This is a genomic window from Methylomonas sp. LL1 (genome assembly GCF_015711015.1).
Lineage (GTDB): Bacteria > Pseudomonadota > Gammaproteobacteria > Methylococcales > Methylomonadaceae > Methylomonas.
Genome location: NZ_CP064653.1, coordinates 4053358 through 4066069 on the forward strand (window position 1 = coordinate 4053358; position 12712 = coordinate 4066069).

Sequence of the window (12712 nt, forward strand, 5' to 3'; positions counted from 1 at the left end):
AGACAGCAGTAGAGCAACCGCACTATCAAACGCTACTACACACAACGCCTGGTCAGCTTTAAGGCTGACCGGGCGTTTTTGTGTCTGGTGGTTAGTGGCTGTTGCTGCCTTCTGTCTTTCATCCACTTTTGCTTTACGACTCAGGAGCTCATTATGCCTAACCGTGCCTTACAACCCGGCAATCCCCGTAAACCCCGTAAACCCCGTAAACCCCGTAAACCCCGTAAACCCCGTAAACCCCGTAAACCCCGTAAACCCCGTAAACCCCGTAAACCCCGTAAACCCCGTAAACCCCGTAAACCCCGTAAACCCCGTAAACCCCGTAAACCCCGCCCCGCCTTAAGGCTGGTCAAAACCAAAGACCTGCCGCGCGAAGACTGGCTGGAAGTCAGAAAGCGCGGCATTGGCAGTTCCGATGCCGCTGCGGCAGTCGGTTTGAATCCCTACAAATCCCAGCTGGAACTTTGGCTGGAAAAAACCGGCCGCGACGACAATCTGCCCAAGATCGATCCTCACGATGAAACCAGCCCCACCTACTGGGGCAATCTGTTAGAGCCGATTGTCGCCGCCCATTACACGCGGCGCACCGGTAACAAGGTCCGACGCATCAATGCGGTACTGCAACACCCGCATCCGAGTTTGTTATGGATGCTGGCCAATATCGACCGCGAAGTCATCGGCAGTGACGAGGTGCAAATTCTGGAATGCAAAACCGCCGGCATCAACGGTGCCCGCTTATGGCGGGACGGTGTGCCGGAATATGTGCAACTGCAGGTGCAACACCAACTGGCCGTCACCGGTAAGGCCACGGCGGATGTGGCGGTGTTGCTCGGTGGTCAGGAGCTGGAGATTCATCGCATTCAACGTGACGAGGCCTTGATCGCGCGTTTGATCCCACTGGAACAACGCTTCTGGCATTACGTCGAGACCGATACGCCGCCACCGGCGGATGGCTCGGAATCGGCGGATTTGGCCTTGCGTTGTCTGTATCCCCAGGATAGCGGCGAAACCCTGGATTTCACTCAAGACCTACAGCTCTCGGTCACCTTCGCCGATCTGGTCAACGTCAGGCAAAGTCTGGCGGAGTTGGAAAAGCAGGAAGCAGTGTTCAAGCAAACCTTGCAGCAAGCCATTGGCGAAGCCAGCAAAGCCGTTTTCGAAACCGGCACCGTCACCTGGAAGAAAGCCAAGGACAGTGTGGTATTGGATGCCCAGAAGCTACTGAAGGATCAGCCCGATCTGTTACAGCAGTACGCCACCACCAAAACCGGCAGTCGGCGCTTTTTGATTCAGTAAACCCATTCACCGTGCAGGCGGCGGATTAGCTCATAAACCAACAAACCAACGCAAAAACCAAAACCACCAGCACGACAGCCTTGAGCGGGTATACCCCGCTCAAGGCCTTATGCATGCATTTTTAGTGTCAATCACTCACTACTCACCCACAGGAGTTCACCATGTTAAAAGGTCTAGCCATTACCCCGCCCGTGCTTGGGCGGATTGCCATCGGCAAGGTCGTCGAAAAAAACGGTAAACGTTTACCGGAGAAAGACGACCAATTCACCCTCACCAGTCAGTTGCAAAACAAGGATGGCTGGTTACTGCATCCCCTGGATGCAGGATTACGCAAGGAGCAAAGCGGCAAAATCCGCAGTATTCCGATCCGGTTGCTTTTCAATGAGCCTGATTTAAACTTTCGGGCTGAATACAGTTTGTTTGATAGAAACACAGGTAGACCGGTCTGTGTCGGCAATGGCGACAGTTGTCGGCGTCGCACCCAGGACGGAATTGCCCAATTACCTTGTCCAGCCCCGGAAGGCTGCAATCTGGCCCAAGGCGGTGCTTGTAAACCCTATGGCCGGTTGAATGTACTGATTGGCGACGATGATCCGCTGGGCAGTTTTATCTTCCGGACTACCGGTTTCAACAGCATCCGCACGCTGACCGCCCGACTGCAATACTTCAAGGCCATATCCGGCAACCGGCTGTCCTGCATGCCATTGGAACTCAAGTTACGCGGTAAATCCACCCGTCAAAGCCACGGCTCGGCGATTTTCTATGTCGATATTACCTTGCGCGGCCATCAAAGCATCGAAGAGGCCTTGGCGGACGCCAAACGCATCGATGACGAGCGACAAGCATCGGGCTTCGATCAAGCCGCGTTGGATCAGGCGGCAAGACTGGGGTTTGCTAATGGGGCGTTTGAGGACAATGAGGATGACGGTTCGGTAGTGGTGGAAGAGTTTTTTCCGGTAGAACCCACAGATTCCTCGGATACCCAGTCAACGCCGCTGGCCCCATTAACCGCAAAACTGGACGCTAAAACCCGGCAGCTGGATACCGCAGACTCCACTCACGCTAGCGCCTATCCCTAACGCGGGGTAAAGCCGCACTTTTTTCATTTACCCCGACGGGTTGATTCATGCCTGTTTGGGGTGAAGCGGTTGTCAGGGGCTCTTGGGAGAATTCCATGACAGATGACTATCAATATTACCCCACGCCCGCAGCACTGAGCATCAAGGCCTGGGCGATGTTCAAGAACCCGCATTTCGCACGGGTGTTGGAGCCTTCGGCGGGCGAAGGGCATTTGCTTCGTCCTGGTCCCTACCAGTACGGCAAACGGCTACCGATCGATTGCATCGAGATCGATATTCGCAAACATGCAGCCTTGCGTGACGAAGGCTATTCGGTGGTGGGCATGGATTTTCTGCAGTTTCAAAGCGGCAGTGTCTATTCGCACATCATCATGAATCCGCCGTTTGCCGACGGTGTCCACCATGTATTGAAAGCCTGGGAAATTTTGTTCGACGGCGAAATTGTCGCCATATTGAATGCGGAAACGCTGAAAAATCCGTTTTCAAAGGAACGGCAATTCTTGGTGCGCTTGATCGAACAACATGGCGAGGTGGAGTTCTTATCGGAGATGTTTGCCGGTGACGATGCCGAACGTAAAACGCCAGTGGAGATTGCCCTGGTCTGGCTGAAGAAAACCTCATGCTTCGAGCAGGACATTCTCGGTAGTATTCTGGATGATTTACGCCAGGACCGGTCGAGTGCCGAGACGTTGGCGGGGGATTTTCAACCGCCGCATGAATTGGCGTTGCCGAATGCCTTCATCGACAATGCGGTGTTGATGTTCAATGCCGCCGTGGAAGCAGCACGGCAAGCGGTGATCAGCGAAGCCCGCGCCAGTCGTTATCGGGCCATGCTGGGTAAAACCCTCGGTGAACTGAATGGCGGTGGCGTCAGCAGCAGCGGCAGCGATGATGAGTCGTCATCGAATGCGGTGAAGCGTGCGCTGTTCAAACGCTATCATGACCTGAAGAATCGGGCCTGGTCCAGCATTCTGCGCTCGACCCAGGTCACCTCGCGCTTGTCGTCAGCCGCGCAAAAACGCTTGGAGTCGGATTTCGAAGCAGTAAAGTCATTGGAGTTTAGCGTGCCGAATATCTATGGCTTTTTGCAAGGCATCATTGATCAACAAGGCGATATCCAATTGGCCATGGTTTGCGATGTGTTTGATGCCATCACCCGCTATTACAGCGACAATACGGTCTACTTCATGGGCTGGAAAAGCAACGACAAACACCGTACCTTGGGCATGCGCATCAAAACCACACGCTTCATTCTACCGGGCCATGCCACCGAATCGTATCAACACGGTTTGAACTGGGAATCGCAGCGGCTGTTGTCTGACTTTGACAAGGTGTTTGCCTTGCTGGACGGTAAGGTTAATGCCGAGGTCGGCTTGGAAGCGGTGTTTCATCACCATTTTCATGAGCTTCGGATCGGGAAACGTATCAGCGGCAGTTATTTCGATGTCCGTTACTATCCCGGCATCGGCACCATCCATTTCTTTCCGACCAACAAAACCTTGATCGACCGCATGAATCGCTTGGTCGGACGCCAGCGCCGCTGGTTACCGCCAATGGATGGTCATGCCGGTGCTGGCTTCTGGCGGCAGTTCGAGCAAGCGGAAAAGTTTGATAAAGCTTTCCATACCGAAGTGAACAAGCAGTGTAAACGGGATGGGCGGCATTATCGGTTTAATCCATTCTGGGCGATCAAGCACGGCGGTGAGTCGGAACGTGAGCAAGGCCACGCATTGCTAACGGCCGCCATGCATACCGTATTGGCGAATCATGGCATTGATCCTGATGCCTTACTGGATGGCTATCAAACCGATTGCTTGCGATTGCCGGGAAACACGCCAGCAGGTACCCCGCTGGCGTTTGCGTCGTGATTTGTACATCAAGCTATCAGCTATCAGCTATCAAGCATTCATTTTAGTTTAACCACGGGGTCATCCCGTATTACCCGCCTCGGGGAAATGCACAGTGCTCCCCGACGGGGCCAGACTGTGTTATTTCATCGGGGCATTTTGTTATGAGGATAACATCATGCAAACCACACAATTAGCGGTTAACCCGGAAAAATTGATCAACAACTTGCGCTTTAGCTTTACCCAGGCCACCACGGTATTGGGCGAGCTGATGCAAAATGCTCGCCGTGCCGGTGCGACCTTTGTCAGTTTAGACTACGACGCGCACAGTCAGACACTGACTGTCTGCGACGACGGCTGCGGCATTGAATCTCTGCAAACGCTGCTGACCGTAGCCGAGTCTGGCTGGGATGCTGACATCATCGAACGGGAATCCACGGTCAAGCCTGAAATAGTCATCAACATCCTGCGTTTTAGTGTTAGTCAATCCACCAGGAGTTTGAGCGAGCTAATGCTGAAGCTGAACAGAATCAGGCCTACGCGACGGTCGAGACCATTTCAACATTGATGGCCCACAGCATCCATGTCGGGTGCCATTGTTTAACAACCCAGCCGGGGAAATCCCACCCCGGCAAGGGTGGGCGTTTCTCCGGCTTTCATGACGACGGGAGAAAAACCATGTTATTCCTTCGAGGAGCAAATAATCGTTACCGCGTGGCTGATGAAGAGGATGTGATCTTCGAGGCCATCCAGATATACAACCGCACTTTCAGCAAAGGCGAGCCCTTAACCAGTACGGACAAAGCCAAGGACTGTATCAAGTTGAAACTGGCGCGGTACGAATACGAAGTGTTCCTGTGTCTGTTTTTGGACAATCAGCACCGGGTTATCGCTTGTGATGAATTATTCAGAGGGACCATTGATGGCGCTAGCGTGTATCCGCGCGAAGTGGTCAAAGCGGCTTTGCAGCATAGGGCGGCGGCGCTGATCATGGCACACAATCACCCGTCCGGCATCAGCGAACCCAGTCAGGCGGACAGAGTGATTACCGAAAAACTGAAGGCGGCCTTGGCCTTGATTGACATCCGCGTGCTCGATCACTTCATTGTCGGTGAATCGGTGTATTCCTTTGCCGAGCACGGCTTGTTGTAACGGACCGTTGTCGTGTGGGTCGTTTAAAACTGTTTTAGGTCAAGGCCGTAAGTGGCCTAGCTATTCGGAACTAACTAACTAAACAAAACTTTTTTCTGAAAAAACACCCAGTTTTGGCCCGTGATGGGTGCCAAAACTGGGTAAATTTTTTCTTTAGTTAGTTTGTTGTTCAAAAAGCCATCTGGTTTTCATCATCAACGGACTGCCGCAACGTTAATCGAATCAACCGCGTCTAGCCAGAACTTTACGATGTATGAAAACGGGATACAACAGCGGCAGCATAGAGTTCTGAAGGTTTAAAAAAAACCCTAATGGTATGGCGAGAGGAAGTGCCACAACCGCATCGAGACTGGGATGTCATTTCGATGCCACCATTCATTTTTTTGGAGCTTCAAACCATGTTCGATAACGACAATACCCCTAAAAAAGATAAATTCGCCCATCTTAAAGCGATTGCAGCGGGTGAATCCGTAGCATCATCCTTGCCAGAAATATGGAAGCACGAGGTCGGTAACCCCTTGATCGGAACCATCAAGGGATTTAGCAGCTTCGACCATGATCGCTATGGTCCTCAGGAAACGGTCATTGTTGAACAAGAATCCGGGGAACAAGTTTCCGCAATCCTTAACAGTTACCTAAGTAACGGAATGCAAATGAAGCATGCCGAGGTCGGTGATCTGGTATTGATCCAGTTGCTAGGCAAGGAGAAAGGCACCAATGGTTCAACGTTTAACAAGTTCAATCTGGTGGTTGAAAAAACTCAGTAAAAACAAAGAATAAGGTACTGGCCGAGGCCAGTACCTTGAAATTTTTTGTTTGCTCATTTTGCGCCGAGGGACTCAGTTCTTTTTGTCCAAGACAATGAGCTTAAACTTAAGAATTGGCTAAATTTTGTCGATCAAGATGCCGGCTTGATTTTCATTTTTTCTAAGAGAGCCTTTTGTTCCTCAATCTTGCTTTTCATGACTTGGCTCAAGGGTTGCGTAGCATTGATGACGTTCAACAACCTATCGGTATCCAGTTCGACGCGACCATCGACAAAGGCTTTCTCTATCCCTTCCTTGATCACAGATTCAATATCGGCCCCAGAATAACCATCGGTCGATCTAGCTAACTGATCGAGCTGAATCCGAGACCCTAATTTTAATTTTTTTCGCTTGTTCAGATGCACCTTGAAAATAGCATTGCGTTCTTGCTCATTGGGAAAATCGACATAGAAAATTTCATCGAACCGTCCCTTTCGCAATAATTCTGGTGGTAAACATGAAATGTCGTTGGCAGTAGCAATCACAAATACCTGCTTGGTTTTTTCCTGCATCCAAGTCAGAAAAAAACCAAATAAACGTGTCGCTACTTCAGAACCTGAGCTGCCGCTACCGATACCAACAAAGGCTTTTTCAACCTCATCGACCCAAAGCACGCAAGGGCTAACGGCTTCTGCAACGTGTATGGCTCGGCGCATATTGGCTTCGCTCTCGCCAACGTATTTGCCCATCAAAGATCCCATATCCATTTTCAACAACGGCAGATCGAATAAAGTTGCGGTGGCTTTTGCAGTCAGCGATTTTCCGCAGCCCGGCATACCCACAATCATCACACCTTTTGGCGGCTCTACACCAAAGGATCGGGCCGCTGGCCAGTCGGCAAATATCTGCGCTTTTTGCCGAAGCCACGGTTTGAGCTTTTCAAGGCCGCCAATGTCTTCAAGTTTTTCGCTTACAGTTAGCACTTCCAGTAAGCCGCTTTTCTTAATGATCTGGCTTTTTTCGTTTTGCACCAAATCAACATCTTCAATACCTATCATGCCATCCTGCTGGTAGCCGCGATTAATCAACTGGCCGATTTCATAACGACTCAAACCCTGGAAGGCCAAAGCCAACTTGCCATACGCCTCTTCTGTAACCTCAACTTCGTAAGCATCGGCATATTCGCTGATGATTTGACGAATTGCTGTTTCGTCGGGCAAAGGCAAATCGAATAAGGTAATAAACTTTTCCAGTTCGCGTGGCACGTAACTCTCTGAAGAAACCAAAAACACCGTAACTTGCATGTCGTCGTCTTCCAGCATTTTGCTCACCAAAGCCTTGAGTCGGGCTATTGCAAGCGGTTGATTGCGTAATCCCATATGCGCATCACGAATCACAATAAAATGATTAGCCAGCTCTTGATCAAGTAGATTGTCTAGCGCTGTAGCCAGATCACACCATTCCATCATCGACTGTTTGTTTACGAAATGAACCAAACCACGCGCCATATTCCATTCGATGATCTTACGGCTATCGTCGATGTCAGCAATCAATTTATCCACTTCAGCGTCATCGTGGGTAACGACGTAAAGGATGGGATAATGGGATAAGGCATGAGAACGAAGAGTATCTTTAAGAGTCATAATTTATTTTAAGATGGGATTAAAATTTATTTATTTCTTTAAAGCCAAAATAGATTCTATTCTTTCAATCTTGTAAAAAAGAAAATCAACTTTATCCCTTAATTCTCTCTCGTTCTCTTCAAGTTTATCCATTTCAGATTGAAGTCTATCAACTTTACTCATTGGATTGAATAATGAGCTGCCAAAAATCACTTTATTGAGGCTTTCACCGACTTCCATTCGCTTTGCATGAATATGCTCACGCTCATCTTCTAAATATGCTAGTTGTCTTTGTGCTTCACTTAAATCATGCGATGTCACTTTTTGTATTACTTTCAACCTAATATCTTTACTTAGCGATGGGTTATCAAATAAGACAACAAGAATGTCAGCATTCGTTGACTTAGCGAGTTCCGCCTGCTGGCCGATGGCAAGCGACTCGTTTTGTGCAAGCTCTATTTTAACATCATCATTATTTGTGCTTATTAGTTTGGCTTGCAAAGATTCTGGTAAAGAAGAATTTCTGGCGAGCGTTTTTTTTATTTCGTTTCCAGAGGCTCTGGAAAATTTAATCATTAAAATTTCTTTTAGGTTTTTATTTCTAGCCAAGCCACAAATAATTTCATCTCTATCATTCTCTGCTAATATATCTTGAAACTCACTTAATAATGCACTATTGCTGGCCAATGCTGCCTTTACATCAATATCGTCATCATCCATTAAGCGGGACATGCAAGATACAACTAGTCTCGAATTTCCAGCCAAGGCTTCTCTTACTCTCCAGGCTTCATCATCCACTAATAAAGTTTGAACTTCTTCGGCCAGCGCTTCGTTCTGTGCTAAAACAATTTTTACATCTTCGCTACCGGTAGTTGCCAAATAAACCTGCATCTTCTGGATAAGTGCAGGATTCTCAGCGAGTGCTTCTCTAATTTTCGAAGTGCCGGTATTTGCCAATTGCGTTTGTATCTCTTCATTTATAAATTGATTTCTCGAAAGCGCTATTTTTATTATTTCTCCGTCTATCTCACTAAGTTTATGTTGCAGGGCATCCGGTATCCTTTTTTCTTTTATATCATTCAACAAGTCTTTAATATTGTCTTCGTGATCTGCGGACAGTAACTCTTTCATCTGAGAATCAGAAATTACCACTACGTCGCCTAGCGAATTTTGGTTAAAAGTTTCCTCAGAAAAATCACTTCCACCATCAGAGGGTTGTATATTGTCAACGAGTGTACTATCCTCGCTTTCGTTTATATCGGACTTGGTTGAAGCTTTATTATAGAGTGCTTGCAAAGAAATATCATCCGATGCAACGTCGAAAATATTACATAGTTTTTTTAACAGTATCTTTTCATCTTCCCCATCCAAATCTTTTAAGCTTGATGAGTACGAGTTAAGGTTTCGACTATTCAACCATTTATCCAAGCGCCCACTACGATAATGGTCCAATATTTCCGTAGTGAAATACTCCCGAAGTTCATCAATATTTTTGACCTTAACGCCGCCGACAGCTAAATCAAATTTTATAGTTTTCACTATTTCATCCCTAACAAAATTTAAATTACCATTAATTTAGGATGGCTTTTAGCCATTTTTAAATTAATTTTTTAGAACATGTTCATTAAGCAAACCAATTCAAAGGATTTAATGCTCTACCAGCGTTTAGTGCAACTTCCTTGGTGGTTTCCCAAGCGGACTTCAAAACCTTGGCCGCTGTCTTGACAATGACCTTTCCACCAGAATACACAGCTTCTCCAATCTTGCTTCCGGCCATACCGCCAATAACACCACCAACAAATCCGCCGATTACCGCACCAACCGGCCCACCAAGCGCTGTACCAATAGTGGTCCCTTCCGCTATACCCCAACCTGCTCCAGCAATACCTCCAATCGCGCTAGTGGTAACGTTACCCATAGCGTCCAAAGCTTCGGGAGCTATCATTTCACCATTGGCTAACTTATATAGAATTTTCGCGTTTTCCATGCCAACATAGACGGCATTGACTATATGACCCGCTGGCGAATCCTTAAGCAATTGCCCCAACCAACCATTCTTAACGGCCACGACAACAGCTCCAGAAACTGCAACCTGAACACCGATGTGTTTGCAACTTTTAATGGAGCTTTCGAAAAAATCCTTCATATCTTCACTTACAGGCGGGTTTTCCTTGCCAACTATCCAATTCCATGTGCGACGTCCTAAAATTCTCGCGCCTTGCAGGCCTGAGGTAATCGCGGCTCCAATGAATATCTGCTTGCCGATGTTTTTGGCAATATTGATTCGATTGACTTCATTCCAATCATACTGTTTTACTTCTTCCTGTTGCCGAGCTTTTTCCTGCAGAGTCTTGGCTTCTTCTTTGGATAACGGTTTAGATTCTACACCGTCATATTCAATGGTTTCCCGAGCTCGATCTATCTCTTCGGCATGCCCTTCTGGTACAACCTTGGTTTGCCCTCGATAATCCCCTTTTTCAAACAATTTACCGGTTGCATCAGCATCTTTGCCATATTTGGACTGATATTTACGCTTTATTACACCTTTATCATCGTAAATAACGATGTCTACCGAATTTTTCCCATAAGGTCTCCCATCCTGATCCAATCTTACTGCCCGGTAGGTTTTACCTTTGCTAGCAGCATCCAGATTGAATGTATCAATATGATGTTGCTCTGCTATGAAACCATCCAGATTGGAGTTGCCGCTAATATTTATCCCATCCTTATTGAAAACGGTAGCTCGCATGCCTTCGTTGGCAGCCTTAATGGCATCGTCGATACTCTTGGCATATGTCCCAACTGTTGCTGCACCTGACGCAGCTGCACCGCTTTCAATCTGCTTGGTTAACCAGCTTTCTTTGCTTTTGCCTTTATCGAGATGCGCATAGAGGGACTGCTTGGCGTCGTTGGCGCGTTGCACACTGACAATAATTTCGTGAGCGGTGTTTTCCAGCTCTTCCTGATCTTTCCAGATGGTCGGAAATCTTCGGAATTCTTCGGTTAACCATTGTTCAAGCACGACTCGATCTTTATTTTTTCCGTAAGAGCTTACAAACTGTTGAATCAATCCAGCTGCTTTTTTAGCATTTTCTTCGCCGCCGAATACTTCGTTTTCGATACGATCAGCTTGCAGGTTTTGAAATTCTTCGCGAGTGATTACTTCAATGTCATCTTGATTGTCTTCGTTCGGAATCAGTTGTTCATTCATAAACATTTTCACGTTGGCAAAGATGGGGCATTCAAAAAATGCGCTTTATCTGTCGTTCAGCTTAGAACTGTCTTATAGCATATGTCATCAGTGGCAACAGGCTCCTGAGTGTAAAAGCAGAACTTAATCACAATACTTCAATAGGACTTACGCATTGACGAGCGAGCGATAAACATGTCATAGCAAGCACATTTACGCTAAAAGCCATCAAACGGTTAATGCTTGATGCTGAAATCAATGTCGTTGGCACCCATCGATTCCGGGATGCCAACGACCAATGACATCTAACGCAAAAACTTACGCGGCTCTAGGTCTACCTACAGTACTGGTTCTAGGAGGTAGTATCTCACCACGACCGAAGGTTCTGCCGTTATCCGGTGTCAGCATACGAACGTAGTGATCGACTTTTATCAGATATGCAGCAGCCTGTTTCAGATTGTTGATCTTCTCGACATCGCTATAGTTGATCATACCGATACCAAGATGGTGGTAGCCGGCCTTTTTATCGTTGCAGTTCCAGTAGGAACCACGTCCATTCGTAATAACCGATTTCCAGTAATCTCCGATCTGCCAAGCAAGGTAGACATCGTCTCTGACCTGAGAACCGTCAAAGAACAAGACCAAGTGGTAATGGTATCCCCGCTCTGGTCCATACTCCAACGACCAAATGTAGCCGACCATAGCATCGAACAGGCTGTTCATCTTGGCGTTGTTTAGTAGACGTTTAAAGTCATATTTCGCTTGCCAGTACTTCTTCTCGATGTCATTATGACTCATGATGGGACGATCCTCATGCAAATCCAACCTAATCACAACCAATCGGGAGTAATGCTCGAACAAGGAGTCGATATATCGCATCATCCCTTCACGGTTTTTCTTTGCGGTGCGATGAGCGTTACAGATCAATTCCTTGAACTCTAAGGTCTCCGTTACCTCCAGTATCTGCTTGATGAATATCCTCATTCTGATGATGACGTCTAGCATCACCTCATAGTCAACACCGATCTGATATAAGTCGTTTGTTTTTTTCAGCGATCGTTGATGTTCTATCGCTGATCGTAAATTACAGTCCAAAGCGTTTTTAACGAATATGCTTACATAGGGATGAAAGCCATGGATCGGAAACTCTTCCATGATCTCGTAGAGATAGTGTTCAACTAGAGTCTCGATCGATTTCGCTAACTGAGTCGGTTGCACCTGTAACAAGCCATTACCCTGATCTGTGACGATGTAGAGCGGGTCATCAGGTTGACTGATGATGGTTTGTGTAAATTGGCCGATTTGAGCGAGTTGATTGCTTAATGAGTTCATAATAAAGCCTCTATAGTTAAATGGATTTAGTTACGAACCTGCACTGCCTAGATATTGATTCGATGGATTGTTTTGTGCAATCCATCTTTTCTAAAAACTAGTAATCGTATGAGAGATTGCTAAGTCTGCTTCAGTTGAATGTATTAGTTGTTTATTGGGTACCCAGTGATCGGGGTTTTTAAAATGTACGGATACGTGAGTTAATAAGGCGTGTGAGAGTGCCTATTATTTAATAACATATAATACAAAAATATTTTGCCTTAAAATCACCTAGCGTTCCTTGATAACAAAAATTATTTACTCTTGAATTGTAGTAAAAATAAAATCTGTTTTTTATATCTAGTTAGTGCAAGTCCATACTATATGCATAATTCAGATTCGATATTTTAACTTAACTGTATTTTACGGCGTTTAAAGTACCGTTGACACACATCTCACGCATGTCAAC

General features: G+C 46.9%; 10 protein-coding genes. 6 read left to right on the forward strand and 4 right to left on the reverse strand.

The window, feature by feature from the left end; genetic code table 11:
• Window positions 1-153 precede the first annotated feature (153 nt).
• From IVG45_RS19025 to IVG45_RS19050, 6 genes are all read left to right on the forward strand, one after another.
• The gene (locus tag IVG45_RS19025) at window positions 154-1296 is read left to right on the forward strand and encodes a YqaJ viral recombinase family nuclease (protein WP_230874656.1); all 1143 of its coding nucleotides are present in this window, start codon (window positions 154-156) and stop codon (window positions 1294-1296) included.
• A gap of 161 nt (window positions 1297-1457) precedes the next feature.
• On the forward strand, window positions 1458-2375 hold the full coding sequence (locus IVG45_RS19030; protein ID WP_196435339.1) for a recombination directionality factor: 918 nt from the start codon (window positions 1458-1460) through the stop codon (window positions 2373-2375).
• A 95-nt stretch (window positions 2376-2470) separates the two neighbouring features.
• On the forward strand, window positions 2471-4243 hold the full coding sequence (locus IVG45_RS19035) for a DUF4942 domain-containing protein (RefSeq protein WP_196435340.1): 1773 nt from the start codon (window positions 2471-2473) through the stop codon (window positions 4241-4243).
• 157 nt (window positions 4244-4400) lie between these two features.
• Window positions 4401-4790, forward strand: coding sequence for an ATP-binding protein (locus IVG45_RS19040; protein WP_196435341.1), 390 nt, complete (start codon window positions 4401-4403; stop codon window positions 4788-4790).
• Between the two features lie 110 nt (window positions 4791-4900).
• Complete coding sequence (radC, locus tag IVG45_RS19045) at window positions 4901-5374, forward strand: RadC family protein (RefSeq protein ID WP_196435342.1); 474 nt, start codon at window positions 4901-4903, stop codon at window positions 5372-5374.
• Window positions 5375-5772: 398 nt separating this feature from the next.
• Complete coding sequence (locus tag IVG45_RS19050; RefSeq protein WP_196435343.1) at window positions 5773-6141, forward strand: hypothetical protein; 369 nt, start codon at window positions 5773-5775, stop codon at window positions 6139-6141.
• A gap of 131 nt (window positions 6142-6272) precedes the next feature.
• Here the strand turns inward: IVG45_RS19050 and IVG45_RS19055 are convergent, their stop codons facing one another.
• The 4 genes from IVG45_RS19055 to IVG45_RS19070 form a co-directional block, all read right to left on the reverse strand.
• Window positions 6273-7763, reverse strand: coding sequence for an AAA family ATPase (locus IVG45_RS19055; protein WP_196435344.1), 1491 nt, complete (start codon window positions 7761-7763; stop codon window positions 6273-6275).
• 30 nt (window positions 7764-7793) lie between these two features.
• A complete protein-coding gene (locus IVG45_RS19060; RefSeq protein ID WP_196435345.1) occupies window positions 7794-9281 on the reverse strand; it encodes a hypothetical protein in 1488 nt (495 codons plus the stop codon).
• A gap of 85 nt (window positions 9282-9366) precedes the next feature.
• A complete protein-coding gene (locus IVG45_RS19065) occupies window positions 9367-10953 on the reverse strand; it encodes a hypothetical protein (RefSeq protein ID WP_196435346.1) in 1587 nt (528 codons plus the stop codon).
• A gap of 297 nt (window positions 10954-11250) precedes the next feature.
• Window positions 11251-12264 (reverse strand): YagK/YfjJ domain-containing protein, encoded by a 1014-nt coding sequence (locus IVG45_RS19070; RefSeq protein ID WP_196435347.1) that lies wholly within the window; start codon window positions 12262-12264, stop codon window positions 11251-11253.
• Window positions 12265-12712 lie beyond the last annotated feature (448 nt).

Coding starts and splice junctions, on each gene's coding strand:
- IVG45_RS19040 (WP_196435341.1), top strand. CDS start 4,401: ATGCAAACCACACAATTAGCGGTTAACCCGGAAAAATTGATCAACAAC.
- IVG45_RS19065 (WP_196435346.1), bottom strand. CDS start 10,953: ATGAATGAACAACTGATTCCGAACGAAGACAATCAAGATGACATTGAA.
- IVG45_RS19055 (WP_196435344.1), bottom strand. CDS start 7,763: ATGACTCTTAAAGATACTCTTCGTTCTCATGCCTTATCCCATTATCCC.
- IVG45_RS19050 (WP_196435343.1), top strand. CDS start 5,773: ATGTTCGATAACGACAATACCCCTAAAAAAGATAAATTCGCCCATCTT.
- IVG45_RS19030 (WP_196435339.1), top strand. CDS start 1,458: ATGTTAAAAGGTCTAGCCATTACCCCGCCCGTGCTTGGGCGGATTGCC.
- radC (WP_196435342.1), top strand. CDS start 4,901: ATGTTATTCCTTCGAGGAGCAAATAATCGTTACCGCGTGGCTGATGAA.
- IVG45_RS19035 (WP_196435340.1), top strand. CDS start 2,471: ATGACAGATGACTATCAATATTACCCCACGCCCGCAGCACTGAGCATC.
- IVG45_RS19070 (WP_196435347.1), bottom strand. CDS start 12,264: ATGAACTCATTAAGCAATCAACTCGCTCAAATCGGCCAATTTACACAA.
- IVG45_RS19025 (WP_230874656.1), top strand. CDS start 154: ATGCCTAACCGTGCCTTACAACCCGGCAATCCCCGTAAACCCCGTAAA.